The organism is Pacificispira spongiicola, assembly GCF_012926505.1.
Taxonomy (GTDB): Bacteria; Pseudomonadota; Alphaproteobacteria; order UBA8366; family Aestuariispiraceae; genus Pacificispira; species Pacificispira spongiicola.
The window spans coordinates 475,264-502,258 of the sequence record NZ_JABBNT010000003.1 but is presented as its reverse complement, the minus strand read 5'-3'; the positions used below and the strand labels follow the sequence as shown (position 1 = coordinate 502,258).

24 protein-coding genes are annotated in these 26,995 nt (G+C 62.7%); 8 read left to right on the top strand and 16 right to left on the bottom strand.

Annotated features, from left to right (window positions below):
• Nucleotides 1-53: 53 nt before the first annotated feature.
• The 14 genes from HH303_RS11845 to HH303_RS11780 all read right to left on the bottom strand — a co-directional run bounded on the left by HH303_RS11845 (nucleotide 54) and on the right by HH303_RS11780 (nucleotide 16,693).
• The gene (locus HH303_RS11845; RefSeq protein ID WP_169625536.1) at nucleotides 54-1,229 is read right to left on the bottom strand and encodes an ABC transporter permease; all 1,176 of its coding nucleotides are present in this window, start codon (nucleotides 1,227-1,229) and stop codon (nucleotides 54-56) included.
• Entirely contained in the window at nucleotides 1,226-2,227 is a 1,002-nt protein-coding gene (locus HH303_RS11840) for an ABC transporter permease (RefSeq protein WP_169625535.1), read from the bottom strand. The genes HH303_RS11845 and HH303_RS11840 overlap by 4 nt, the downstream gene beginning before the upstream one ends.
• A gap of 42 nt (nucleotides 2,228-2,269) precedes the next feature.
• Entirely contained in the window at nucleotides 2,270-4,204 is a 1,935-nt protein-coding gene (locus HH303_RS11835; RefSeq protein ID WP_169625534.1) for an ABC transporter substrate-binding protein, read from the bottom strand.
• Nucleotides 4,201-6,231: an ABC transporter ATP-binding protein gene (locus tag HH303_RS11830; RefSeq protein ID WP_227421734.1), complete on the bottom strand. Its 2,031-nt coding sequence runs from the start codon at nucleotides 6,229-6,231 to the stop codon at nucleotides 4,201-4,203. The genes HH303_RS11835 and HH303_RS11830 overlap by 4 nt, the downstream gene beginning before the upstream one ends.
• A 50-nt stretch (nucleotides 6,232-6,281) precedes the next feature.
• Nucleotides 6,282-6,797, bottom strand: coding sequence for a PH domain-containing protein (locus HH303_RS11825; protein ID WP_169625533.1), 516 nt, complete (start codon nucleotides 6,795-6,797; stop codon nucleotides 6,282-6,284).
• On the bottom strand, nucleotides 6,794-7,573 hold the full coding sequence (locus HH303_RS11820) for a polysaccharide deacetylase family protein (RefSeq protein WP_169625532.1): 780 nt from the start codon (nucleotides 7,571-7,573) through the stop codon (nucleotides 6,794-6,796). The genes HH303_RS11825 and HH303_RS11820 overlap by 4 nt, the downstream gene beginning before the upstream one ends.
• A complete protein-coding gene (locus HH303_RS11815; RefSeq protein ID WP_169625531.1) occupies nucleotides 7,570-8,718 on the bottom strand; it encodes a glycosyltransferase family protein in 1,149 nt (382 codons plus the stop codon). The genes HH303_RS11820 and HH303_RS11815 overlap by 4 nt, the downstream gene beginning before the upstream one ends.
• On the bottom strand, nucleotides 8,715-9,317 hold the full coding sequence (locus HH303_RS11810; protein ID WP_169625530.1) for a histidine phosphatase family protein: 603 nt from the start codon (nucleotides 9,315-9,317) through the stop codon (nucleotides 8,715-8,717). The genes HH303_RS11815 and HH303_RS11810 overlap by 4 nt, the downstream gene beginning before the upstream one ends.
• Complete coding sequence (locus HH303_RS11805; protein ID WP_169625529.1) at nucleotides 9,314-10,450, bottom strand: glycosyltransferase family 4 protein; 1,137 nt, start codon at nucleotides 10,448-10,450, stop codon at nucleotides 9,314-9,316. Before HH303_RS11805 ends, HH303_RS11810 begins: the two co-directional genes overlap by 4 nt.
• A complete protein-coding gene (locus tag HH303_RS11800; protein WP_227421733.1) occupies nucleotides 10,447-11,712 on the bottom strand; it encodes a glycosyltransferase family 4 protein in 1,266 nt (421 codons plus the stop codon). Before HH303_RS11800 ends, HH303_RS11805 begins: the two co-directional genes overlap by 4 nt.
• Nucleotides 11,713-11,718: 6 nt before the next feature.
• A complete protein-coding gene (locus HH303_RS11795; RefSeq protein WP_227421732.1) occupies nucleotides 11,719-12,975 on the bottom strand; it encodes a glycosyltransferase family protein in 1,257 nt (418 codons plus the stop codon).
• Between the two features lie 300 nt (nucleotides 12,976-13,275).
• Complete coding sequence (locus tag HH303_RS11790) at nucleotides 13,276-14,541, bottom strand: response regulator (protein ID WP_169625528.1); 1,266 nt, start codon at nucleotides 14,539-14,541, stop codon at nucleotides 13,276-13,278.
• Nucleotides 14,542-14,576: 35 nt separating this feature from the next.
• The gene (speB, locus tag HH303_RS11785) at nucleotides 14,577-15,551 is read right to left on the bottom strand and encodes an agmatinase (RefSeq protein WP_169625527.1); all 975 of its coding nucleotides are present in this window, start codon (nucleotides 15,549-15,551) and stop codon (nucleotides 14,577-14,579) included.
• Between the two features lie 122 nt (nucleotides 15,552-15,673).
• Nucleotides 15,674-16,693 (bottom strand): alpha/beta hydrolase family protein, encoded by a 1,020-nt coding sequence (locus HH303_RS11780; RefSeq protein WP_169625526.1) that lies wholly within the window; start codon nucleotides 16,691-16,693, stop codon nucleotides 15,674-15,676.
• Nucleotides 16,694-16,785: 92 nt separating this feature from the next.
• Here HH303_RS11780 and rimO point away from each other — a divergent pair, with 92 nt between their 5' ends.
• From rimO to HH303_RS11765, 3 genes are all read left to right on the top strand, one after another.
• On the top strand, nucleotides 16,786-18,138 hold the full coding sequence (gene rimO, locus HH303_RS11775) for a 30S ribosomal protein S12 methylthiotransferase RimO (protein WP_169625525.1): 1,353 nt from the start codon (nucleotides 16,786-16,788) through the stop codon (nucleotides 18,136-18,138).
• Between the two features lie 138 nt (nucleotides 18,139-18,276).
• Nucleotides 18,277-18,777 carry an NUDIX hydrolase gene (locus HH303_RS11770; protein ID WP_169625524.1) on the top strand — a complete coding sequence of 167 codons (501 nt, stop codon included), beginning with the start codon at nucleotides 18,277-18,279 and terminating at the stop codon, nucleotides 18,775-18,777.
• A complete protein-coding gene (locus HH303_RS11765; RefSeq protein WP_169625523.1) occupies nucleotides 18,752-20,254 on the top strand; it encodes an inorganic phosphate transporter in 1,503 nt (500 codons plus the stop codon). Before HH303_RS11770 ends, HH303_RS11765 begins: the two co-directional genes overlap by 26 nt.
• Here the strand turns inward: HH303_RS11765 and HH303_RS11760 are convergent.
• Entirely contained in the window at nucleotides 20,251-20,826 is a 576-nt protein-coding gene (locus tag HH303_RS11760; RefSeq protein ID WP_169625522.1) for a response regulator, read from the bottom strand. The genes HH303_RS11765 and HH303_RS11760 overlap by 4 nt on opposite strands.
• A gap of 232 nt (nucleotides 20,827-21,058) precedes the next feature.
• On the opposite strand from HH303_RS11760, the gene HH303_RS11755 reads away from it, so the two are divergent.
• Together HH303_RS11755 and HH303_RS11750 are read left to right on the top strand one after the other, a co-directional pair.
• Entirely contained in the window at nucleotides 21,059-22,051 is a 993-nt protein-coding gene (locus HH303_RS11755) for an adenosine kinase (RefSeq protein WP_169625521.1), read from the top strand.
• Nucleotides 22,052-22,076: 25 nt separating this feature from the next.
• Nucleotides 22,077-22,952 carry an AEC family transporter gene (locus HH303_RS11750; protein ID WP_169625520.1) on the top strand — a complete coding sequence of 292 codons (876 nt, stop codon included), beginning with the start codon at nucleotides 22,077-22,079 and terminating at the stop codon, nucleotides 22,950-22,952.
• Here HH303_RS11750 and HH303_RS11745 read toward each other — a convergent pair.
• Nucleotides 22,942-24,276 (bottom strand): class I SAM-dependent RNA methyltransferase, encoded by a 1,335-nt coding sequence (locus HH303_RS11745; RefSeq protein WP_169625519.1) that lies wholly within the window; start codon nucleotides 24,274-24,276, stop codon nucleotides 22,942-22,944. The genes HH303_RS11750 and HH303_RS11745 overlap by 11 nt on opposite strands.
• Before the next feature lie 176 nt (nucleotides 24,277-24,452).
• Between HH303_RS11745 and HH303_RS11740 the strand changes: the two genes are divergently transcribed.
• The 3 genes from HH303_RS11740 to HH303_RS11730 all read left to right on the top strand — a co-directional run bounded on the left by HH303_RS11740 (nucleotide 24,453) and on the right by HH303_RS11730 (nucleotide 26,933).
• Nucleotides 24,453-25,241, top strand: a complete 789-nt coding sequence (locus tag HH303_RS11740; protein WP_169625518.1) for a motility protein A — start codon at nucleotides 24,453-24,455, stop codon at nucleotides 25,239-25,241.
• Nucleotides 25,242-25,262: 21 nt separating this feature from the next.
• Entirely contained in the window at nucleotides 25,263-25,940 is a 678-nt protein-coding gene (locus HH303_RS11735) for an OmpA/MotB family protein (protein ID WP_169625517.1), read from the top strand.
• 165 nt (nucleotides 25,941-26,105) lie between these two features.
• Entirely contained in the window at nucleotides 26,106-26,933 is an 828-nt protein-coding gene (locus tag HH303_RS11730; protein WP_169625516.1) for an MBL fold metallo-hydrolase, read from the top strand.
• Nucleotides 26,934-26,995: the final 62 nt, after the last annotated feature.

Below are 26,995 nucleotides of genomic sequence, written 5' to 3'. Positions count from 1 at the left end.
ACCCGCCGCCACATTGACTTAAATCAATCAATTCGAATATGTCGGCGGGCCTTCTATTTATAGGGGTCCGCCGCGTCGCGCAGGCCGTCGCCCAGGAATTGGAAGGCCAGCACGACCATGATGACCGGCACCGCCGGCCACAGCAGCCAGGGATACAGCGCCACGGCGTTGAAGTTCTGTGCCTCGTTCAGCAATACGCCCCAACTCGTCACAGGCGGTTTCAGGCCCAGGCCGAGGAAGCTGAGCGCCGTTTCGCCCAGGATCATGCTGGGCACTGCCAGGGTGACCGAGGCGATCAGGTGACTGGTGAAGCTGGGCAGCAGATGCTTGCCGATGATCCGCGTCGGCTTCGCCCCCATCAATTGGGCGGCGACGGCGAAATCTTCCTCCCGCAGGGCCAGAAGCTTCGACCGCACGGCGCGGGCCAGCCCCGGCCAATCCAACAGACCCAGAATGACCGTGATCCCCAGAAAAACCAGGATCGGCGACCAGTTGACCGGCATTGCCGCCGACAGCGCCATCCAGAGGGGCAGCGACGGGAAGGAGCGGATGACCTCGATCACGCGCTGCACGCACCAATCGGCGGCGCCGCCGAAATACCCGGCGATCCCGCCCAGCGTGATGCCCAGCACGAAACTGATCGTCACGCCGATCAACCCGACGGTCATGGAAATCCGCGCGCCCTGAATGATGCGCGACAGGATATCCCGGCCCAGCCGATCCGTGCCCAGCAGGAAGAATTGCGATCCCGCCGCCGGGCAAACCAGATGGAAATTCGTTTCGAACAGGTTCCAGAATGCGTAGCGCGCGCCTTCGAAATCGTCCTGCGTGCAGAAGAAGCGCAGCTTGTGCGGCGCCGCCATGTTTTCCCGATAATCCCAGCGCAATTCTTCCATATTCAGGCTGACATCGTAGGGATAGACGAAGGGGCCGACGAATTCCCCGTCATGGAACAGGCGGAGTTCCTGCGGCGGGGCATAGATATAATCCGTATGCCGCGCGGTGAAGGCATAGGGTGCCAGGATTTCCGACACCACGACCGACAGATAGACCAGCACCAGATAGAGGCCGCTCCACACCGCGAGCTTATGGCGGCGGAACTTCAGCCACATCAACCGCCATTGCGAGGACAGGTAAAAGCGTTCCTGATCCGGCGTCAGCTTCGTCGCGGAATAAGGGTCGAAAGGCGTCTCGTTGACGAAATGATCCAGCGGCTTGCCTGTCGTCATTTCGATGCCTCCGCACCCAGTCGAATTCGGGGATCGAGGAAGGCCAGGGCCAGATCGGACACAAGGTTTCCGACCACGGTCAACAGCGCCAGCACCATCAGGAAGGACCCGGCTAGATACATGTCCTGGGTTTCCAGGGCGCGCAGCAGCATCGGCCCGGTCGTCTCAAGGCTTAAGACGATCGACACGATGGCGGAGCCGGAGATGATTTCCGGCAGGATATTGCCGATATCCGCAATGAACGGGTTCAGCGCCATGCGCAGGGGATATTTGAACAGCGCCTTTTTCGGCGGTACGCCCTTCGCCAGCGCGGTGACGACATATTGCTTGTGCAACTCGTCCAGCAGGTTGGCGCGCAGCCGCCGGATCATCCCGGCCGTGCCCGACGTCCCGATGACGATGACCGGCACCCACAGATGTTGCAACACGCTGACGAATTTTTCCCAGGACATCGGCGCATCGCGCAGATGGTCGTCGACAAGACCGCCGATGGACGCGCCCGTCCATTCGTTCGCCAGATACATCAGAACCAGCGCCAGCAGGAAGTTCGGCGTCGCCAGCCCGATGAAACCGATGAAGGTCAGCGCGTAATCGCCCGGCGAATATTGGTTCACCGCCGAATAGACGCCGATCGGGAAGGCCACGATATAGACGAAGACGATGGTGACGAAAGACACCAGAATAGTCAGGAACATTCGGTCGCCGACCACGTCCGACACCGGCATTTCATAGGCGAAGGAATAGCCCATATTGCCTTCCAGCAATATGCCCTTCATCCACAGAAGGTACTGTTTCCACATCGGTTCGCCGAAACCGTAATTATCGCGATAGAAGGCCAGCACCTCCTCGCCGATCTGTTCGCCGCGGTCCTGATATTCCTGGACAAGCGTCGTCAGGTAATCGCCGGGCGGCAATTGGATGATGACGAAGACCAGCATGCTGATGACCAGAAGGGTCGGCACCATGACCAACAGGCGGCGGATGATGTAATCCAACATACTAAACGCGTCCCCCCTGATCCCGCATCCGGCGTCCCCCGCTTATTCCGCACTCGCCTGGGCGGTGACGGAATCCTTGTCCCAATAGACATAGTCCAGGCCATAGAGGCCGAAATGCGCGCCCGGATCCCAGTTCCACAGCCCTTCTTCTGGCAGGTTCATCAGCCCGTCGCGCACCACGATCGGCTGCAACACGCCCGCCACCAGGCCGATGGTCGGAATCTGTTCGGCATGCAGCGCCAGCATGCGGTGCCAGACATCCAGACGATCCGCCTGCAACCCCGCCTGATACCATTGCCGACGCAGATCCATCAGTTCCTCGCCCAGGGCCATATCCGGGGGGCTGCCGCCATTGTGGTTGGTTTCGAAATATTCGCCCCATTCCGACCATTGATACTGATTCTGCGCGATGGGGGCGAGGTCGTTCGGCGCCATATCCGCCGTCGCCAGACCGTTTTCGAAACCGGAATCGACGGTCATCTGGGTCAGGCCGGAAAAGATACGCCGCCGCAAACTGTCCTTACCCAGGGGCTTGATATACAGCTTGATCCCCAAATCCCACCACGTGTCGCGGATCAGTTCCAGGATATCGGCCTGTTCCGTCGACCCGCCTGTTTCAACGATGATTTCGATCGGTTCCCCATTCGGCGCGATCCGCGCGCCGGTCCAATCCCGTTCCAGTCCCATATCGTCCAACAGGGCATTCGCCGCCTTCGGATCGTATTCCGCCCAGGCATCCCGATAGGCCGCATTGAACAGCGGGCTTTTCGGCAGCATCGTGTTCTGACCTTCCATGGCCAGCCCGAAATAAATCACGCGGTTGATCTCGTGCCGGTCGATCCCCATCGACAAGGCCCGACGGAACCGCACGTCGCGCACCAGGGCGCGGAAGGTCGGGTCCTTCACCGTCAGATTCGGCAACAGGGCCATATGCGACCCCTTGGCGATGCGCCACAGCAGGGTCTTGTAGCCGTGCGACGCCTCGTTCCGTTTCAACAGCGTGACGTCGTCAAAGCGCAGATAGCGCCCCTGGAAATCGACATCGCCCGTCGCGGCCTTCCCGGCGATCAGCTTTTCCTCGCTGATATTGAACACGACCTCGTCGATATAGGGCAGTTGGACACCGTTCGGATCGATCTTGTGATAGTAGGGGTTGCGCGTGAAGATAAACCGGTCCGCCGGGGCCTTCGTCCGCGGAATCCAGGGCTGCAAGGTCGGCAGCTTCGGATTTTCCATCCGATAATAGCGGCCCTTCTTGATATGGATTGCGGCCCAATTGCGCTGGCCCGCCTCTTCCGCCGCCGCTTCCAACTCCTCGATCGGGCGATAGGAGGGATGATATTTGCTCAAATAATGCATCGGCGCATAGAGCTGGTTCGGACGCGCCTGCGCCAGGCCGGGCAGGAAATCCGGGTTCGGATTGGTCCAGGCATAGCGGATCGTCGTTTCGTCCAGGATCGTGACGTCGGGGAATTCCCCCTGCACCTTCAAATAGGTCGGCGGGCCGGAGGCGTAGAGATCCTCGTTATGGCACATGTCGTACCAGAAATAGGCGAAATCGGCGGTGGTGAAGGGTTCGCCGTCGGACCAGCGATGCCCCGGCCGCAGATGCAGCGTATAGGTTCGCCCGCCATCCGTAATTTCATAGGATTCCAGAATATCCGGAACGATGTTGAAGTCCTGATCGTATTTCACCAGCCGCGCATAGCCATAGACATACATATAGCGCGTGTCTTTCGCGCTGTTCATCAGCGTCGTCAGCGTGCCGCCCGGCGTGCCGATCGTCTGACCCCGCGCGGCGAAATCGACGATTTCAGGATGCGCTGGGATGCGCTCCGCCACCGGCGGCAAGGATCCGTCCGCAACGGCGGCCTCCAGCGAGGTCGTTTCCACCAGCGGGGGCAGCATCCGGGCCGCCGCCGGACCGGGGAGGAGGCCGAGACAGAGCGCGAAACCGGCAATCAGGGCTCGTTTCATGCGGCGCTCCTTTCGAACCGGGCATCCGCCATGGCACGCACGTAATGACCGCCGCCCAGATCGTGGAAGATCAGCCCCCCGGTCCCGTCATCGGTGAAGGGCGCGGGCCAACGGTCCGGCGACGAGGCCTTGTCGTCCATCAGTTGCGCGAAATCGAGGGCATTGTCCGGATTCGGGTCCGGCACGGCGCGCAGCAGACCTTGGGTATAGGGGTGGCGCGGATTCTGGAACAGTAATTCGCTGGGCGCCAATTCCACCAGCCGCCCCCGGCACATCACCGCGATCCGATCGGCGATATAATCGACCACGGCCAAATTGTGGCTGATGAAGATATAGGTCAGGCCCAGATCGCGTTGCAGGTCCTTCAACAGGTTCAAAATCTGCGCCTGGATCGACACATCCAGGGCCGAAACGGGTTCGTCGCAGATCAGCAGTTCCGGGTTCAACGCCAGGGCGCGGGCAATGCCGATGCGCTGACGCTGCCCGCCGGAAAAACTGTGCGGGTAGCGTTTCAGGTGACGCATGTCGAGGCCGACAAGATCCATCAACCGCGCCGCCTTCTGCTTGCGTTCGTCCATGGTCCCGATGCCGTGGATGGTCAGCGGCTCCGTCAGGATATCCAGAACCGTCATCCGCGGATTGAGGGAGGAAAACGGGTCCTGAAAGATGAACTGCATCGTCCGGCGAAACTCGAACAGGTCGTCGCCGTCCAGCGCCAGCACGTCGATATCCCGCGTCCCGTCATAGAAACTCACGCGCCCGGCGTCGGGGCTGAGCGCCCGCATGAGGATTTTCGACAAGGTCGTCTTGCCGCAGCCGCTTTCCCCGACCAGCCCCAAGCATTCGCCGCGTTTCACGGTGAAGCCGACATCGTCGACCGCGCGCACCGGGGCGGACTGCTTCAACAGCCCGCCCTTGCGGATGGAGAAGGTCTTCCGAATGCCGTCGACGGTCAGGATCGGCTTCTCCGGCTCTACGACCGGATGGGCGGCGACGGCTTCGGCATGCAGGCTTTCGGCCTTGGTTTCGATCTCGCGGATCGGCACAAGACGTTCGCCCGGCGCCATGTCGAACCGGGGCACCGCCTTCAGCAGCGCCTTCAGATAGGGATGGCGCGGGTCGCGGAAAATATGGTCCAGCGTCCCGTGTTCCATGACCTCGCCATGATACATGACGACGATTTCTTCCGCCATGTTGGCGACCACGCCCAGATCGTGGGTGATCATCAGCACGGCCATGCCCAATTCCTGCTGCAGGTCGCGCATCAGTTTCAGGATTTGCGCCTGGATCGTCACGTCCAGCGCCGTCGTGGGTTCGTCCGCGATCAACAGGGCCGGATGGCAAACCAGGGCCATGGCAATCATCGCGCGTTGCCGCAATCCGCCGGACAGTTCGAACGGATAGGTCCGCAACGCCCGGTCGGGATCGGGAAATCCGACCATGCGCAGCATATCGCGGGTCAGGTCGACGACTTCCGCCGCGCCGCAATTGCGGTGCAGTTCCACGGCCTCCCCGATCTGATTGCCAATGGTGTGCAGCGGCGACAGCGCCGTCATCGGTTCCTGGAAAATGATCGAAATCCGCCCGCCCCGAATGGCGCGCATCTGCGGGCCATGACGGTCCAGGGCGGCAATGTCGATGGGCGGCAGGTCGTTGCGCGGATCGTCGAACAGGATCGACCCGCCGGTGATGCTGGCGGCCTTCGGCAGGATGCCCATGATCGCCTGACTGACCACGGATTTACCGGACCCGGATTCCCCGACCAGCGCCACCGTGCCGCCCTGGGGCACGCGGAAGGACACGCCCTTCACGGCCTCCAGCGACCCTTCCATCATCTTGAAGCCGATGCGCAGGTCCTGGACGGACAGAAGATCGCCGGACAGCGTCCGTTCCTTGATCGCGATCGGGCTGCAGGGCGCGTCGCTCATCGGTGCCCCAGCGTTAACGTCGGCGTTAACGTCGGCGTCAACACCGGCATCGACATCGATGGTGTGGTTTGAGTGCTCCCCCGAACGCTCGTCACGCATCTCCCCCTTTCGCGCTGTCCCGCGCTTCCCGTCCCGGCTTACGACTCGGACTAACCCCCTGACGATCCCGCGCCGGGTTCGGCTCCCTTCCGAAGCCCCAGCGCCGCCAGATTGTGAACGGTCGTGGCGTCCATTTCGACATCCGCCCGATCGCAAATCCGCACGATCCGTTCCATCGCCCTATCAAACTCCGACAAGGACGACTCGACAACGATTTTCCGCCCCTGCCCGGATAGGGTCAAGGTCACGATACCGTCCCGTGATTTGGCGGAGGCGAAATAGGCAACCCGCAAACCGGACACGTCCCCCCAGGCGATGGTCTTCCCGCCGAAGGGGCCGCGTTGTTCAATCCCATCCTGCGACACGCGTATTTCGGTACGGTGACGAATCCATATCTTTATCAGGAAAATCGCGAAAAAAGCGGCCAGAACGGCCAGAATGACGGCAATCCAAGGCAGGATGGCATCGACCGCGAACAACGGCCCCAGGGTCAAGGCCAGACCGAACACCCCGCGCAGCAAGTCCATGCGCTGACCGGCGAAGCCATAGCGGTATACGTCCGTCATGCCCACAATCCCGCCGCCATCGCTTGCCGCGCGGAGACCCATTCCGACGCCGGATGCGCCCGGACGGCCTGCACCAGCGTCACTAGAAAATCCCAGGTCCCGGGGTCGTGCTCCAGGTGATGGGTCAGGATACCGACCGCTTCATCCTGATCCGTGCCGGGCACCCCTTCCCGGCGGCGACGCAACGCATCGGTCAGCAGGGACAAGGCCGCCTCTTCCCCCAGGAATCGCGCGGCACCCGACCGTTTCTTTTCCTTCCAGTCCAGGGGGTCGACATGGGTGTTCAGACGGAAAGCCCGTTCTTCCGGCGCCCGGTCGGTATAGGTGGACACCCCGACAAGGCCTAAATCCGTCAACCTCGCCGCGATGCCCGGCGCGATCCGGTTCCAGGGCGGAACGAACAACCCGAAGAAGACAGGCCCGAACGCTTTTGCCAATCCAGCGCATCCTTCGGCGATATCGCGGAGCGCCTCTTCCTCATTCCTCTCCCCGCCGAATTCCGCCTTTTTGCGATCCGGAGGCTCATGATTCCGATGCGCGAAACCGTGCGGCAGGACCAAAAGGTCCGCTTCCCCGTCCAATCGGTCGACCAGGGAGTGTTCCAACCGATCCGGGATGACGGCCAGCGACAGCGGTACGCCGTCGCGGCAGGACAGCAACCGATCCAGCGCCGGACTGGCCGCGACCGCGTCGTCGTCGCGCCACCACAGGCGCGCCACCCGGCCCGCATCGGCCCAAAGGTCCAATTCCGCGTTCAGATCGCTCCAGTCGCTCACCCCACCAACTCCATCAAGGCGCGGGCGGACGCCGCCGCCCCGCCGGTACGGTAGGGTGTTTCGGCATGCCGAAAAAGACCGGCGGCACGATCGATCGCACCGGCCAGCGCCTGCGGGGTCAGGTCGGCTTCGGACAGACACACCGCCCGGCCCGCCGCCTGCATCAACCGCGCGCGCAGGGGCTGTTCCGTTTCCTTACCCGACGGTCCGGCGAAGGGCACCAAAACGGCGGGACAGCCGCTGACCGCAAGATCGGCCACGGTGTTGTACCCCGCCTGACTGACGGAAAGAGACGCACTCGACAGCAGGGACAGAAAATCGGGCCGCGCCGGTTCGATGGCGACACCCGGCGGCACATCGGTCGGACGGTCGAAGTCTGGCAGGTTCGGCCCGACCAGAATGCGCCAAGGCCTATCCTTCAGACGGCAAAGTTCCCGCGCCTGAATTGCCGCGCGGATCAAGGCCCCGCCGACCGCGCCGCCGCCAACGGACACGACGACCTCTCCATCCGATGGATTACCGGTTCCGTGCACCGGCTCCGGGCCGACGATGCCGGTATAGATCACACGATCCGCCACGACCGGGGCCGCCGAGAAACTGTCCGCCAATTGCGCGAAACCGGGATCGCCATGCACCAGAATGCGATCGAACAGGGTCCGCGCCTTTTCCGCGATCCGGGCATTCTTCAATCTGTCGGGCCGGGCAACCAGGATATCGCGGATCGACCCCGCGATTTTCGCGCCGCCCCGACGCGCTTCGGCAATCGCCGGGTCCAGTTCGAAGGCGAAGGCCCGCCGCGCGAAGGGATAGGATTCGACCAGGAAGACATCGGGCTTCGCCGCCGACACCTCGTCCAGGCAGGCCGCCGCGCGCCGCACGCGCCAGGCATCATCGATTTCCCGCCCGGTATCCGCATCGACAATGGCGGAAAACCCGGCATCGGCGGCACGCGCCGGGGGCAGATGGATACGCGTCACGCCCGGTTGTTCCGGGTGAATGCCGTCCGGTACGCCGCCTTCCAACACCGTTACATCGAACCCGGCGCGCGCGCAGGCAAGAGCGATACGGTCCGCGCGGATACGGTGACCGATACCCAGCATATGTTGAACATGGAACAGCAGTCGGGGCCGCCGCGCGCCTGTCATTCGCCTTCTCCTCCGGTCAACGGGATGTTCAACCGCGCGACGGACGGGTGCCCTTCCCGATCCAGATCGAACAAATGAACGCAATCCCAGCGCAGCCTGTCCGGCGGCTTCCCCAGCATCGGCCAGTCCCGCGCCCAGGCATAAATCGCGCGGATCACGCCCTTGTGGCAAACGGCGAGCCGATCCTGCCCCTGCCTGGCCCAGTCGCGGAACAAGGGGGCGACCCGGTCTTGCACCTGACGCGGGCTTTCGCCGCCGGGTGCCGAGAAATCCAGGCCCCAGGCTTCCCGCTCCGCCACCTCCTCACCCCATTTCTCCCGCAGATCGGCGATGCGCTGGCCTTCCCAATCGCCGAAGCTCATTTCGGTCAGGCGCGCGTCGATTTGCGGTTCGCGCGGCAACAGCAACGCCGCCGTCTGGCGACAGCGTGTCAGCGGGCTGCACCAGAAATCGAACGCCGCAAAGTCGCCCGGCAGACGCCATTGCGCCACCGCGCGCTTACCGTCTTCCGACAAGGGCCGGTCGACATGTCCCTGGAAGCGTTTTTCACCGTTCCAATCGGTCGGGCCGTGGCGGATGAGGGCCAATCGAACTGTCATGCGGCCCGCCCCTTTTCGATCAACGGCAGCAAAGTCCGGCGCAACAACGCCGCCGCCCCGCCGATATCGTGATTCGCCAGGACATGCGCCCGCGCCGCCGCCGCCATGCGCGCACGACCCGCATCGTCGGTCAGCAGGTGCCGCATCGCATCGGCGAAGGCATCGACATCCCCTTCCGGCACCAGCAGGCCTGTCACCCCGGCATCGACTATACCCCGCAGACCGGGCCGATCCCCCGCCACGACCGGCAGGCCCGCCGCTTGCGCTTCCAACGGCGCCATGCCGAAGGCTTCCTGAATCGCGGGCCAAACGAACAGATCGGCGGCCCGGTTCACACGCCCCACCGTTGCCCGGTCGACAGCGCCCAGAAACCGAACCCGCCCGTCACCGCTGAACGCTGCCTCAACCTCATCCCGCGCGTCACCGTCACCCAGGATCAGCAGCGTGAAATCCGCATCGATTTTCCGGCACGCCGCCGCCAGAATTCGGAATGATTCGGTTTTCCCGCCCGGCCGCATCATCCCGGTCGCCACCGCCCAGACGCTATCCGGATTGATACCATAGTTCATGGCCATTTCCCGGCGCAGAACCCGCCGCGACGGGTTGACGGGAACGTCCCGCGCCACATCCAGGAAGGGCGGCAAGCGGACTTGGTCCGCCGTCACACCGTTCAGACGCGCGACTTCCGGCAGGTCCTTCGGATTCGGTTGCAGGATCAGCGCGGCCTGACGCAGGGCGGCTTCCACCAGGGCATGGGCGGGCGTTCCGGTGCGGCGTGGCGATAGGCTGGCCTCCACCACGACATAGGGAACGGAAAATTCACGGCACAGAACCGGCCCCAACAGGTCCGGCGCCTTGTCATACAGGTGATAGGTCATCCACAGGTCCGGCGCGCCGTCCCGCCGCCACGTCGCGGACAAACGGTCGCGAATCCTCGTCGCGCGGACGTCGAGACGCGACTGTACCGCCGGATCGAAGGCGGCATTCCGGCTGCGCAAACGACTGGCCAGATCGACGGTGAACCCGGCCCGCCGCAGGGCCTGCATCAGCAACCGTGCGAACCGCCGGTCGCCGGACGGCACGGGATGGGTCGGCGGCTTCAAGGGTGCATGGAAGGCAATGCGCGGTGTCATGCCGCCTCCACGTCTCCCGGCAGGCCGAAACGTCGCGCCAAATCGGTCAGTTCGACCGCCGCGTCGAACTCCTTGCGCACCCGTTCCGCCCCCGCCGCGCCCAGCCGCCGGCGCAATTCCGGGTCGGCCAGCGCGCGGGCCAGTGCCGCGGACAGGGCCGCCGGATCGCCGGGCGGGACCAGCAACCCCGTTTTCCCATCGCGGATCAATTCCGGGATGGCCGATACGGCGGTGGCGACAACCGGAACCGATTGGCTCTGCGCCTCCATCAAGACATTGGGCAACCCGTCGCGGTCGCCGTCGCCCGCGATCTTGCTGGCCAGCACGAACAGGTCCGCCTTGCGCAGCGCCGCCAGTACCTTTTCCTGCGGCTGCGCCCCACGCCAGTCGACACGGCTCGACAGCCCCTTTTCCGCCGCCCGCGCCTTCAGTGCCTTCAGTTTTTTGCCGCCGCCGATATGGATCAGCCGCCAGTCCAAATCCTTTGGCAGCGCCGCAAGGGCATCGATCAGATCGTCATAACCTTTTTTCGGCACGGCCCGCCCGACAGACAGGATGGTGACCGGCCCGCCCCCACCACGCCCGGTTGCCGCCTGTCGATCCGGCGCGGGCGGAAATCGCGTCAGGTCCAGCCCGTGATATTGCAGATGCACCTTGCCCGGATCGGCGGCCAGGGTTTTCAGATGCTCCGCGCCATGGGCGGTACAGGTGACCAGCCAGTCGCATTCCGTCAATTTCTCGCGAATCTCCCATTCCGGGGAGGTCCAGATATCCTTGGCATGGGCCGACCCGCTCCACGGCAGGTCCTGCATCTTCGCGGCATAGCGCGTGACGGAGGCCGGCGTGTGCAGGAAATGGAAATGCAGACGCACGGTCCCGGCGGGCAATTCCGCCGCCAGCACCAGCGCCTGACCGAAGCGGCGAATCCGGTTCCGGGTCAAATCCCGCTTCAAGTCCGCCCAGAACGCGGAAATCGCCTGACGGTATCCCGGCATCCGCCGCGCCCGCCACCAGCCGCGCACCACGCGCATCGGTTCCTGATGCAGATATTCCGGCAGGTACAGAACCGACGCTTTCGACAGGCGCGCGATTTCATCATGCACCGGATGGGTATGCGCGTCGGTCGGATGGCGCAGGGACACGATGCGGATATCGAGGCCCCGGCGCATCAGCCCCAAGATTTCCTGCGCGATAAAGGTTTCGGACAGCCGGGGATAGCCTTTCAGGACAAAGGCGACCGGCCCGATGGGAGTGTCGTGCATCCGGTATTAAGCCCGCTTTTCGGCCAGCGTCAGGGCACGGCGCGGGCGGGCGATCCAACGCCGGGCCAATCGGTCGACATTGTCCAACCCGTCCATCAGGCCCGGCACGACGACTTCCGACGGTTTCGGCTGCTGCGGCAGGTGGCGCAGCGCCGTGATCATCTGATCGGTATCGGTGCCGCCATCCGCCGACAAGGCGGATACCAGCCCCAATTCCTGAAACCGGATGGCCCGGATATACTGTTCCCGGCGCGGTTTGGTGCGCGGCACGATCAACGCCCGCTTATCGAAACTCATAATCTCGCAGAAAGTATTGTAGCCGCCCATGGCGACCACGCCGACCGCATTGGTGATCAGGCTTTCCATATGCGCGTCGAAGGTGATCACCTCCACATCCGGCAGGCTGGACGCGCGTTCCATGAAATCGGCTTGTACGTCCGACGGCATGAAGGGGCCCAGGACGACCAGCGCGGGATAGGGCTGTTTCCGGTCGGACTCATAGGCGCGGAAGACCCAATCGACCATCATTTCCCCGTCGCCGCCGCCGCCCGGCGTGACCAGGATATAGGGCGCGTCGATCTTCACCGTCTGATAGATCGGCCCGTCCAGCGACACTTCCCGCCGCAGGTACCCGGTATAGGTCATCTTGCGCCGCACTGAATCCGGCACCCGGATTCCCGCCAGCGGATCGTGAATCTGCGGCAGGCCGTAAACCCAGATATCGTCATACAGATCGGTCAGGGCCGGCATGACGTTCTTGCGTTCCCATTCCGGTTCCAACAGGTCCGGGTCGTCCATAACGTCGCGCAGGCCCAGAACCGTCGGCACGCCGCGGTCGCGCATCATGCGCAGTGTATCCGCGACTTCCCCGCGCAGACCCAGCGGTTCCTTGTCGACGATGAACAGGTCGGGGTCGAACATGCTGGCCGTGTGGCGGATGATGGATTCCCGCAAGGCGAGCGTCTCGTCGATATCGATGTGAAGCTGAAGCGGCGTGTAATCGCCGTTGCGCAGCTTGATGACGCCGGGCACGCGGACGAAGTCGACGCGGCTGCGGAAATCGAAACTGCCGATGATGGAAGACCCGGTCAGGATCAGCACGGTCAGGTCCTTGTGCCGTTCCACCAGATGATGGGCGATGGCGCGACAGCGCCGCAGATGTCCCAGACCGAACGTGTCGTGAGAATACATCAGAACCCGGACGTTACCGCCGCTTCGGACCCCGTCCCTGACCGCACCGCCGATACCCGTGTGACCGTCCATATTCACCCTCCGGCCCCCCGGCCCGAATTCCGAAGCCAACCGACCTTGCGTCCCGATCCGATCTTTCAGCACGGCTGGGACCTGTTCGGCAATTAAAAGTGTCGCGGCAGAACCGCTCTTCCTCCGCTTCCCGTTGGCTTCCGGCAGGGAAACCCGATCAATGTTGGACGCCCTCCAATACAGGCAATCACGCGCGATTATGGCACAGAGGGACGGTTGATGAAAATGCCCGTCTGAATCGCAGCGAAATTAGGACGTTTAAGGGCGGGCGTTTCGGGTGAGCGTTCCGCTTGGGGCGGATCAGCGGTCGGCGTCTTCCTGATCGGAAATGTCGATATCGAAGGCGTCCGCGCCCTTATCCGGATCAACGTCATTCGGGTCGTCGTCATCGGGAATTGGGCCGTCCGGAATGGCTTCGTCGCGATCCCCCGCGTCTTCGGGCGCCGCCGACTTTTCCTCGGACAACAGATGCTTTTTCGCCGGCGGTTTCTTGGGTTTCGGCGCCGCCGGTTCTTCCAGATTGTGAACATTCGCATCGTGGAAGGCACGGCTGACATATTGCAGGCCGCTGGAATTACGCAGGAATTTCGCATTGGCGCGTTCCAGTTCCTGCATCAGTTCGCGCCCGATAATGCCGCCATCGCCGGTAATGCGTTCGCGCACCACGGCCTTCAGAATACGGACATGTTCCTCAATCAGGTCGCAACACGCGTCCGACCGATCCAGATTGTGCAGCGTCAGGTCGAACAGGGACCGCGCCACCTTGCTGACCAGCGGATATCCGAAAGTCCCGCCCTGTCCGCGCATTTCGTGGGCCAGGAAGTTGATCCGGTTGAACGGGCGCAGACGGTCCGCCGTTTCCGACCCCCGGCACGCGCCCAGCGCGGCATCGATCTGTTTGATGAAATCGTCGGTCCAGTCGCGGAAGTCTTCCGCCCAACTGTCCATTTCCCGCTGCACTTCCAGGATGCGTTGGATATCGATATCCGCACTGGCGACGCGGCGGCGCAAATCCATCGGCGGATCGTAGAAGGTAACACCTTTTTCCTCGTCCGATTTTTCCGCGTCGCGGCGGTCCTTGGCGGTCAGGCTCTCCCGGCGGCGGCGATCGGGACCGAAGAATTGCCCCACCCGCACGAAACGCCGCTTATCCTTCAGGGCCGCCATCAGATGGATCGCCACCGACTGCGCGGAAAACGGTTTGGACAGGAATTCCGTCACGCCCAGATCGCGGGCCAATTCCACCCGATGCGGGTCGGAAAAGGCGGTGATCATCACAAAGGGCAGGAATCGGTTCGGCGATTCCTTATGCTTGCGCACCCAGCGCAGCAACATCGCCCCGTCGACCGGATGCATGACCCAGTCCGACAGGATCGCGTCGACGCGGCTGGCCCCCGCGGCGGCGGGATCGCGCGACACGGTGCGCAACAATTCGATCGCTTCCGCCCCATTGGACGCGCGCAGGATATTACCGACGCCGAACGTGCGAAGGACAGAGGCGAGAAGCCCCCGAATCTGCATCTGGTCCTCGACGACCAGAATCGTTGTGCTGCGCAACCCGCTCATTCTTCCTCAAACGCTAGGGTTAGTGCCCTGAACGGTCATGCATTTTTCGCGCCGCGCTTCTTTTCCGCCATCAGGCACAGCCAGTCATGGGCAATGGTCGCGGCGGCCAGCGCCGTGATTTCCCCATGGTCATAGGCCGGGGCGACTTCCACGACATCGGCGCCGACCCAGTCGATCGGCCCCAGGGCGCGGACGATTTCCAGCGCCTGCGCGCTGGACAACCCGCCCGACACCGGCGTCCCGGTACCCGGTGCGAAGGCCGGGTCGAGACAGTCAATATCGAAGGTCATATAGGCCGGTCCGTCAGTGCCGACGACCTCCAGAATCTTGTCGATCGTCGCCTGGACGCCGTTCTTGTGCACCCAGGGCGCGTTCAGTTCGGTGAACCCGTAATCGTCGTCGTTCCAGGTCCGCAGACCGACCTGCACCGATTTTTCCGGGATCACGATGCCTTCCGTCGCGGCGCGGGCGAACATCGATCCGTGATCCATCCGCGTGCCGTCATCGGGCCAAGTGTCGCAATGAGCGTCGAAATGCACCAGCCGGATCGGGCCGTATTTTTCGTAATAGGCCTTCAGGATCGGATAGGTGATGAAATGGTCGCCGCCCAAACAGAGGGTCTTCGCGCCCTGCGACAGAATGCCGGAAATTTCCTTGGTAATGATGCCGGGCACCGCCGCGCCGTGGCCCCAATCGAAATAGATGTCGCCCCAATCGACGACACCCAGATAGTCGAACGGGTCGAAACCGAAGGGAAACGCATTCAGCGAGGACAGTTCCGCCGACCCGGCGCGCATCGCGCGCGGACCCAGCCGCGCCCCGGACCGGTTCGTCGTGGCCAGATCGAACGGCACGCCGACGACAGCGATATCCGCACCGGTCACGTCACGGCTGTATTTCCGGCGCAGGAAGCTCAGCGCCCCGGAAAACGTATTGTCGTGGCCGCGCCCCAGCAGGCCCTCGCCCCGGAACGCCTGATCCCCTTCGATATCCTTGCGGTCGATCGTCATTGCGGTCTCTCTTTCCCCATAGCTGAACCTTCCGACGGCCATAGCTGTCCCCACGAAAACCCGAAAATCAATCGGTTATTCGCGCGACCGGGATCGGAAGCGGCGGAAGACCGCCGGTCAGCCTAATTGGCCTTGGCCAGATAGGACGTCAGAATATCCGCGATCCGGTCCGCCAATGCCGTGTGAACCGTCGCCCGTCCGACCGCATCGTCGGACATGCAGATCGCCGGATCGGCCCCGCTTTCCGTCAGGATCGCCGCGCCTTTCGGCTTGCAGTCGTTGAACGCGCTGAAGCGGGTGGCGTCCGACGCTTCCTGAACGGGAATGCTGTCGCCCAGGTCGATGGTCAGGTCCGTCCTGTCGCCCAGCGCGATGACCGCGACCGGCACAGCGGGCGTCGCCACGCTGTCGCGGGAAAAGCTGGCCGCCAGTTCCGGGTCGATCGCGATGGCAAGGCGGACGCGGTCGTCCCGACGGTCGGCCTCGATCCGATCCGTATCGACATCGCGCAGGTCGACGCCTTTCACGGCGAACCATTCACAATCGACATTGCCGGTATCGCCGTCGCAACTGCGTGCGTATTCGCGCCCGTCCAGCCGCAACCCGGCCAGCGACAGCGCCGACGTTCCACCCAGATAGGTGCCCAGCGCGGCAATCCGCGCCGGATCGATATGACCGGCGACCGACGGTTCGTCCATGACGGCGGTCAGGACCGTCGACATATCCGACGGCCGTTTCCAGATTTCCGCCGGGGCCATTCCGGCATCATCCTGCGCCAAGCGCGGCGGCGTGATTTCCGCAACGACGAAGCCGCGCGCCGCCAGGGCATGGGCCAACCAGGCGCCGGAATTCGGCGCGGACCGGAACCCGCCATGGTAATAGACGACCAGCGGCAGGGCCTCCGCGACGATGGGGGCGTCCAGCTCCCCCATCGCGCCCTGAAACACGCCGTTTTCGCCAATCGATATCTGTTCCGTGCCGCTGCCGTCCGCCGGATACCACAGGGAAACCGGCAGCGGCGCGTCCCGATCCGGCGACGGAATGGAAAATGCCCGATAGCCGACCCTGAAATCCGCCGCCTGTATCGGCAGAGCAAAAAGCGTCGCCGCGACAAGCGTCGCCATGGTGAGGAGGGTTTTCATATCGGTTCATCCCTTTTGGACCGTCGTCCCCGAAGCCCGGAAACATGCTATTCCGCTTGTATCGGAACGCGCCTTCGGTTACCAGACCGTCCATGACTAGCCAGACCAAAGCAACGCCCGGAAAAGTGGGCTTCGTCAGCCTCGGCTGTCCGAAGGCCCTGGTCGATTCCGAACGGATCCTGACCAGCCTGCGCGCCGAAGGATACGACCTGTCCCCATCCTATGAGGGGGCGGATGTCGTCGTCGTCAATACCTGCGGCTTCCTGGACAGCGCCAAGGCGGAAAGCCTGGAAGCCATCGGCGAGGCCATGGCGGAAAACGGACGCGTCGTCGTCACCGGCTGTATGGGCGCCGACGAGGCCGCGATCCGCGCCGTCCATCCGGACGTGCTGTCGGTATCCGGCCCGCATCAATACGAACAAGTGGTCGGCGCGATCCATGAGGTCCTGCCGCCGCTGCACGACCCGAAATTCGATCTGGTCCCGCCGCAGGGCGTGCGCCTGACGCCGCGCCATTACGCCTATCTGAAGATTTCCGAAGGCTGCAACCACGCCTGTAAGTTCTGCATCATCCCGTCGATGCGCGGCAAGCTGGACAGCCGCCCCGCCGCGAAGGTCCTGTATGAGGCCGAACGTCTGGTGAAGGCGGGCGTTCAGGAATTGCTGGTGATCAGCCAGGATACCTCCGCCTATGGATTGGACCTGAAACACGGGACCAGCCGCTGGAACGGCAAGGAAGTCCGCGCCCATATCCAGGATCTGGCCCGCGAATTGGGCAGCCTGGGCGCCTGGGTCCGGCTGCATTACGTCTATCCCTATCCGCATGTCGATCACCTGATCGAGCTGATGGCCGACAAGCTGATCCTGCCCTATCTGGACATCCCGTTTCAGCACGGCAGCCCGCATGTCCTGAACCTGATGAAGCGCCCGGCGCATCAGGAAAAGACGCTGGGCCGCATCGCCAAATGGCGGGAAACCTGTCCGGAAATCGCCATCCGATCCACCTTCATCGTCGGCTTCCCCGGCGAGACGGAGGAAGATTTCGACATCCTGCTGGATTGGCTGAAGGAAGCGCGCCTGGACCGCGTCGGCTGTTTCAAATACGAAAATGTCGACGGCGCCGCCGCCAACGACCTGCCGAACCATGTCCCGGAAGCGGTGAAGGAAGACCGCTGGCACCGCTTCATGGAAGCGCAGGCCGCGATCAGCGCCGAAAAGCTACAGGAAAAGGTCGGCAAGACCATCGAGGTCCTGGTCGACGAGGAAATCGACGAAGACGGCTTCGCCACCGCCCGCTCCCACGCCGACGCGCCGGAAATCGACGGCCTTGTCCATATCGAAGGCCCCGGCACCGACACGCTGAAGACCGGCGACCGCCTGACGGTCACGGTTCGGGAAGCCGACGAATACGATCTTTATGCGGAAATTCCGAACGGCACGCGCTGATCCTCACGCGGATTTGTCCTTCTGATTTTTTCGAATCGTCTTATGTTTCATCAAATTGAAACAGGATCGCGCATGCTTTCGCGGCCCGGTATCGGGCATGATCCCACGCTATTGATAACGAATTGGTGCTAATCACCCGTGTTTCTGACGTTCCGATCCGTGCAGCAGATCGCCGCCCTGCCCTTTGTGTGCGGGCAGGACGAACCCTTGGTGCTGTTGATCACCTCGCGGGAACGGAAACGCTGGATCGTGCCGAAGGGCTGGCCCGTCGGAAAACTGGCCCCATCCGAAGCCGCCGCGAAGGAAGCGGAGGAGGAAGCGGGCCTGGTCGGCCAGGTCGCGCTTGATCCTCTGGGCTTTTTTCACTACGAGAAGCGCATGTCGCAGGGATATTCCGTTCCCTGCCGTGTCAGCGTCTATCCGTTGCTTGTCACTGAACAGCGGGCGGACTGGAAAGAACGGGGCGAACGCAGCCTGTTATGGGTGCCGCTGTCGGAGGCGATCGGATTGGTCGACGATATCGGATTGGCGAAGCTTCTTAAAAAACTAAAAAAGTCCGAGTGCCGCGCCTTGCGTAAACTGTCGGACAGTTGGTCGGAGGCCGCGCTCGTTGATGTCCCCCAAAGGATCGCTGGATAAGGATCTAGAGAAGATCGTCCATGTCGAGGCGGCGGCGCGCAGTGTGACGCGCGGCAATGTTTCCCATGGCATCGCCATCCTGTTCCTGGGCCTGTCCGGCCTGCTTGCCATCACAGTAACAGGCGCGTCCACCGAAGCCGCGATCATCGTCTTCGCCGCCATTCTGGGTGGCTATATGGCGCTGAATATCGGGGCGAACGACGTCGCCAACAACGTCGGCCCGGCGGTCGGCGCGCGCGCCATGACCATGATCGGCGCCCTGGTCATCGCCGCCGTGTTCGAAAGCGCCGGCGCGTTGCTGGCCGGCGGCGACGTGGTCGACACGATTTCAAAGGGCATCATCAATCCCGACCTTGTCCCCGATCCCAACGTCTTCGTCTGGGGCATGCTGGCGGCGTTGCTGTCCTCGGCGGTGTGGATTCATCTGGCGACCTTCATCGGCGCGCCGGTATCCACCACTCATGCCGTCGTCGGTGGGGTATTGGGGATCGGCATCGCGGCGGTCGGGTTCGATCTGGTCAACTGGCACGTCTTCGGCGCGATTGCGGCAAGCTGGGTCATCTCCCCCGTTCTGGGCGGGGTGATCGCGGCGCTGTTCCTGGCCTTCATCAAGCTGAACATCATTTATCGCGAGGATAAGATCGCCGCCGCGCGCCGTTGGATTCCGATCCTGGTCGCGGTCATGGCGGGCGCCTTCGCCTGGTATCTGTCGGTGAAAGGGTTCAAGCGGTTCTGGAAACCCGATCTGACGACCCTGCTGATCATCGCGATCGGCAGTTTCACTGTCGTCTATGCGATCATGAAGCCGCTGGTCCGCCGTCAGTCGGAAGGGTTGGAAAACCGGAATCAGTCGCTGCGCAAACTGTTCCATATCCCGCTGATCTGTTCCGCGGCCTTGTTGTCCTTCGCCCATGGCGCAAACGACGTCGCCAATGCCATCGGACCGGTCGCCGCCATCCTGCACGGTGTTCAGGACGGCGCCCTGTCGGCGAAGGTCACGGTTCCGATCTGGGTCATGATCATCGGCGCCTTCGGAATCAGCCTGGGCCTGTTCCTATACGGCCCGAAACTGATCCGCATGGTCGGCAGCAAGATTACCAAGATGAACCCGATGCGGGCCTATTGCGTGGCGCTGTCGGCGGCGCTGACGGTGATCGTCGCGTCCTGGCTGGGCCTGCCGGTCAGTTCGACGCATATCGCTGTCGGTGCGGTCTTCGGCGTCGGTTTCTTCCGCGAAAGCTTCACCCGGCGCAGCAAACGGCGCCAGGAATTGATGCAGCGTCAGCGCCAGTCCCGTCTGGGCGAGGATTCGCCCCCGGTAGACATGAAGCCCGCGCACAGCCCGGAAGAAATCCTGAAGCGCAAACTGGTCCGACGGTCGCATTTTCTGACCATCGTCGCGGCCTGGGTGGTCACGGTTCCGGCTTCCGCCGCGCTGTCGGCAACGGTCTACTGGATATTGTCGCTGGTTCGCTAAGACGATCCGTCTTTGATGTGTTCGATATCGAACACCGCCTCGTCCGGCGGTTCGAATTGTTTGGCGGGCGAGGCGCTCGCCTGTCCGGCACCGTCCCCCGCCCGCCGTTGCGGTGCGCCAAGTGCAATGCGACGACGGCGGTCCGGTCCGACATAGCTCGATGCCCGCACGAAGGGCCTGGGCTGTTCGAACAGCGTCATCAGCCGTTGATGCAACGACGCGGCGGAAATCGGCTTGGCCAGGAATTCCGTCACCCCGGCGTCCCGTGCCGCCTGCACCCGCTTCAATTCGGTATGGCCGGTCATCATCAAGATCGGCACCTCGCAGGCCGGTGCCGGGGCTTTCCTGCGGATTTTGCGGGTTGCCTCTATCCCATCCATCGGCGCCATCTGCCAGTCGAGGATGACGACGTCGATATTCTGGTCGCATACCCTTTGGAATGCATCGGCGCCATTGCTGCATTCAACAATGTGACGAACGCCGAAGACCTTCAGCGTTTCGCGGACGAGAATCCGGATCGCCGCATTGTCCTCGGCGATCAGGATCGTCAGATTTTTCGGGCAAAAAGCCATGTCAGACTTTCCGGCACCGGTGCCGGGATACCTCAAATGATCCACCTGAAACCACTCTGGGCGGGTCTGTCTTCCCCGTCAATCAACCACCGGAAGATCGGTAAAATGCTATTCAACGTACCGGAGAGGGCAGGCCCTATCGGCCAGCGTGCCATGCTAGGGATTGCGGGTCCCAGCGGCACAAGCTATCACCCGTTGCGGTGACATCACTTTTTTGTAAGGAAATTGGTCAATGGCGGACGCGCGGTATGACGTCGTGGGCATCGGCAACGCCCTTGTGGACGTTCTGGTGGAGATCGATGAAGCGAAATTGAGCGAAACCGGCCACCCGAAGGGCGGTATGTTCCTGGTCGAACGCGACGCGTCGGACGCGCTGTACGAAACCCTGCCGCCGGGCATCGAGAAATCCGGCGGGTCCTGCGGCAATACCATGGCCGGTTTCGCCGCGCTGGGCGGCAAGGGCGCCTATATCGGCCGGGTGCGCGACGATCAGTTCGGCACCGTCTTCCGTCACGACATGACCGCGCTCGGCCTCGCCTTCCCGAATGCAATGGCGACGGACGGTCCCGGCACCGGGCGCTGCCTCGTCATGGTCACGCCGGATGCGCAGCGCACGATGGTCACCTATCTGGGGGCGGCCAACGACCTGTCGACGGCGGATGTGGCCCTGGAAACCGTGAAAGAGTCCAAGGTCCTGTATCTGGAAGGCTATCTGTTCGACCGCGATGCGGCGAAGGACGCCTTTGTTGCCGCCGCCGACGCGGCGCATGAGGCTGGACGGGAGGTTTCCCTGACCTTGAGCGACGGGTTCTGCGTCGACCGCCATCGCGATGCCTTCCTCAGCCTCGTCAAGGATCACGTCGATATCCTGTTCGCCAACGAGGACGAAATCACCTCGCTGTATCAGGTTTCCAGTTTCGACGAAGCGTTGCAGGCCGCGCGCCGCGACTGCCGCATCGCCTGCCTGACCCGGTCGGAAAAGGGATCGGTCGTGTTGCGCGGCGACGAACTGCATGTCATCGACGCCGAACCGGTCGAGCGCGTGATCGACACGACCGGCGCCGGCGACCAATATGCCGCCGGTTTCCTCTACGGTTACACCAACGGCTATGGTCTTGCCGATTCCGGCCGGATCGCCGGGATCATGGCGGCGGAGGTCATCTCCCATTACGGCGCGCGACCGGAAGTCGACGTCGCCGCCCTGGTGAAAGCGCGGTTCGGGTAATCGGCACCGGGAGATCGTTGGGGGCATGATTTTCAACTTACTCGAAATTTTGGCACCGGTCTTCATCATGGCCGGGATCGGATTCGCCTGGACCAAATCCGGCAGAACCCTGGACACGAACCAGTTCACCCCGCTGATCGTGTGGATCGGCAGTCCCTGCCTGATCTTCTCCGCCCTGATGAAGTCCGATATCGGGTTGAGCGCGTTGACGGAAATCGCCTGGGTCGCCGTGGGCATCCATCTATGCGCGGCGGCGCTCGGCCTGATCGTGCTGAAAGTGTTGCGCCTTCCGGTACGGGCCTTCCTGCCCGCGCTGACCCTGCCGAATACCGGCAATATGGGCCTGTCCCTGTGCCTGTTCGCCTTCGGCGATGTCGGGCTGGCGCTGGGCGTCGCCTATTTCACCGTGTCGGCACTGCTGCAATTCACCTTCGGCGTATCGGTTTCCGCCAACCGCTTTTCCTGGAAACGCGCCGTGGCGACGCCGCATATCTATGCCATCGCCGCCGCCGTCGCGATGCTGTGGACGGATACGCCCGTACCGGTCTGGGTCGGCAACACGGTCTCCCTGCTGGGTCAGTTCACCATTCCGATGATGCTGCTGTTCCTGGGCGTGTCGCTGGCGAAACTGACCGTCGGCGCGGTCGGACGTGCGATCCTGCTGTCCGTCGTGCGGATCGGCGGCGGGCTGGCCATCGGGCTGGGCTTCGTCTGGCTGGCCGGGCTGGACGGCACGGCGGCCGGTATCGTCCTGATCCAGGCGTCGATGCCGGTCGCGGTCTTCAACTATCTGCTGGCCCAGTATTACGACAACAGCCCGTCGGAAGTCGCCGGTCTGGTCGTTGTCTCCACGGTGATGAGCTTCGCGACCTTGCCGCTGCTACTGGCGGTTATTCTGTAGGCCGCGACAGCACCGCCACCGCTTCGACATGGGCGGACCACGTGAACTGGTCGACCGGCACGACGCGGTCCAAGACATAACCACCGTCGACAAGCAGGCGCAGGTCGCGGGCCAGAGTCGATGGGTTGCAGGAAACGGCGATCACGCGCGGGACTTTGCTATGCGCCAATTCCTCCGCCTGGGCCGCCGCGCCCGCGCGGGGCGGGTCGAAGACCACGGCATCGAAGCGGTCCAATTCCCGGACGGTCAACGGCGCCCGCGCCAGATCGCGGCATTCCGTCTGGACGCGCATGCCGCCCGTCGCGGCGCGCAGGGCACCGACCGGCGCGGATTCCCCCTCCACCGCGAGGACGTTCCGGCCATCCGCGACCAGGGGCAGGGACAGGCTGCCGCAGCCGGAATAAAGGTCGGCAACAGCATCGGCCCCTCCCGGAATTGCAGCACGAACGAGCTCAACCAGGATGGCCTCGCCCTCCGCGCTCGGCTGTAGGAAGGCGCCCATGGGCAGGGCGACCGGTACGCCGCCGAACCGCATAACGGCATCCCGCCGCGCCACGATGGGTTCGGGGATGGCGTCGATTTCCCAGGCGATGCGGGCAAGATCGTGATCTTCCGCGAAATCCACCATGCGCCGCCGCTCACCCAAATCCGGATCGACGTCGCGCATCGGCACGATCAGCAGATCGACTCCGGTTTCCGTCAGAGTCAGTTGGAAATCGCCGCCCTTGCCCAAACTGTTCAGGGAGGCCGCAAGCTTCCGAAGCGCCGGGAACAGCGAGACCAGTTCCGGCCGTGCGATGGGACAGACGGAGATATCCACCAGATTGCCGCTGGCCCGTTCGTTGAAGCCCAGGACGGTGCGCCCGCCCAGCCGTCGCACCGCGACGCGCAGACGACGGCGCGTGCCGGGTCCGACCGATCGGGTTTCGGTCACAATGTCCGCATCGAAGCCCCGATGGGCCAGGGCATCGGCCAGGATCGAACGCTTCGTCCCGGCGATGGTATCCGGATGGATGTGTTGCAAACTGCACCCGCCGCAGCTTTTCGCATGCGGACAGGGCGGATCGACGCGATCCGGTCCGGGTTCCAACACCTCCAGCAGCTCTGCCGCTCGGCCTTCCCCCCGGCGGGGGCCGGGTCGGACCAATACCCGATCGCCGGGTGCCGTGCCGGGAACGAACAGGAGCCCTTGGTCGGATTGCGCGATACCGTCACCGCGCGCGCCGATTTCCGAAACCAGCGCTTCGATCGGTTCAGCGCGCCCACTCTGTTGGCGGCGATGGTGTGTGTGTCGCGGTTGTGTCAGTCGGGGTCTACGGCTCATGATCCGCCTTTCGATCGGCGCGAAAACGGTTTCGTTCTTTCTATCCCCTCGGTTTCGCGCATACTTTGCGAAAGTCTTGCAGATGACAGGGGGCGAATCGCGCTACTGTCATCGGCGGTTTCGGGGACAGGCTTTCCTTACACGGATTGCCGGAAAAGGGGAAACGGTTCCGGTCGATGTCGCTCAATACGCTCATCGCATTCATTCTGGCGTTTGGCCTGTTCATCTTCGCGATCGTATCGTCGACGGATAACTATTTCATATTCGTCGACCTGTTCAGCGCGATCATGGTGATCGGCGGCACGCTTGCGGCGACCTTCCTGGGCCAGGAATATCGCTATGTCATGCTGTCGATCCGCGCGATTTTCAGCATGTTCGCCGTTTATCGGTCCGGTCGCAACGTGTTGAATCAGGATGTCGGCCGCATCATCCAATGGGGCTATATGGCCCAGCAGAACGGCCTGATTGCCCTGGACAACGAGGTGAACAAGGTTCAGGGCGACGATTTCCTGAGCTTCGGCCTCGAAAACCTGTTGAGCGGCTATACCGGCGAGGAATTGCGCGACTCCCTGGACATCGCCGCCGACAAGACCTTCGAACGCAACATGGTTCCGGCCAATATCCTGAAGACCATGGCGGCGACCGCGCCCGCCTTCGGCATGATCGGGACCCTGGTCGGGCTGATCATCATGCTGTCCAATCTGGGCGCGGACCCGAAACAATTGGGTGTCGGTTTGGCCGTCGCCTTGAACACAACGCTGTACGGCGTATTGTTCGCGCGCCTGATCCTGATCCCGGCATCGAGCAAGCTGACCCAGCGCCATCAGATTCAGCGCTTCCGCCATGAGTTGATGACCGAAGGACTGGTCATGCTGGCGGAACGCCGCACGCCCCGCTACATCGCCGACCGAATGAACAGTTTCCTGGATCCCAGCATCCGTTTCGACATCGACAAACAAGGCTAGCCCCGAGCCGGAGCCCGGAAAATGGCACGCAGAAAGAAGGCAGCGCCCCCCGCCGAAGCGGACGACAGCGAAGACTGGATGGTCACCTATGCCGACGCCATCACGCTGTTGATGGCGTTCTTCGTCATGCTGGTGTCCTTTTCCAAGGTCGATCTGCCGATGTTCGAGGACGTGCAGGCCGGAATCGCGGAAAAAATCGGCGGTGTAACGGAACGCGAGACCCCGATCTTCACGCTGGAGTCCAAGATGCGGGATATTCTGTCGGAATCCAGCGTCCTGCCGCCGGAAGCGGTCGAGGTCAGCTTCGACGATCAGGGGGTCGTCATCGATTTCGCCGCCGGATATTTCTTCGAACCGGGGACGATCAAACTGCTGCCCGGGACGCAGGACGTTCTGGGCGGGGTTTATCGGCAATTGCTGGAACCGCCTTATGACGTCTTCAAGATTGATGTGGAGGGGCATACCTCCGACCTGCCGCCGCCTGCGAACAGCGCCTTCCCGACCAATTGGGAATTGTCGGCCTCTCAGGCGGCGCGCGTCCTGCGCGTGTTCCTGGAATTGGGAATGCGGCCGGAATGGTTGAAGGCATCCGGCTACGCGGATACTCAACCAAAGGTGCCCAATAAAGACATTGTAAACACCCCTTTACCGCAAAACCAAAAAAAGAATGAGCGGGTGTCCCTTCGGTTGCATCCGTAAATATTTGTTATTTCTTGCGAATATAGGGTAAAATTATTTGCTAGACGATATTTTCTGAACATTTACCTTGTTCCTTGGTAGGGACACCTAAAAAGCCCGAATCGTTTGGACGGACGCAGAAGTAAACGAAACGAACGAGATCGGGGCCTAAGGAAGCGGGATAACATGGCTTTCAAAGTAAAATTCTGGGGTGTTCGCGGTTCCATTGCCTGTCCGTCGCCACAGCATATCGGGTTCGGCGGCAACACAAGCTGCATCGAGGTTGCGGCGGGCGGCGAACGCATCATCTTCGACGCCGGGACCGGTATCCGATCGCTGGGCCAATGGATGCTGAAGAAGGAAGTGAAAAAGGCGCATCTGATGCTGTCCCACACGCATTGGGACCATATCAACGGCTTCCCCTTCTTTACCCCGGCCTTCCTGCCGGATCGGTCCTTCGAAATCATGGCCGGGCATGTCGCCCCGGAAGAAGGCGGCATCCGCAAGGTTCTGTCCGGTCAGATGGCGCAGCCGTTCTTCCCTGTGCCGTTGGAAGCGATGCGCGGCACCCTGACATTTTCCGACTTTTCGGCGGGCGACAGTTTCGATATCGGCCCGAATGTCCGGGTCTCCACGACGCCCCTGAACCACCCGAACGGGGCGACGGCCTACCGCATCGACCATCGCGGCAAGTCGGTCTGCTATGTCACCGACACCGAACATGTTCCGGGGCAGCCCGACCAGAATATCCTGGGCCTGATCGAAGGCAGCGACCTCGTCATCTACGACAGCACCTATACGGAAGCGGAATTTCCGGAAAAGGTCGGTTGGGGTCATTCCACCTGGGAAGAGGGCGTGCGCCTGTGCAAGGCGGCGAATGTAAAGATGCTGGCCATCTTCCACCATGATCCGACCCATGACGACGCCTTCATGGAATCGCTGGAACTGGAAGCCCGCAACACATGGTCCGGCGCCATCGTCGCACGGGAAAATATGAGGATAAATTTAATCTAGGGTGGCGTTGTCGGTAAAAACTGGCGCAATCATGCAACACTTCCTTACCGTCATCACCGAAA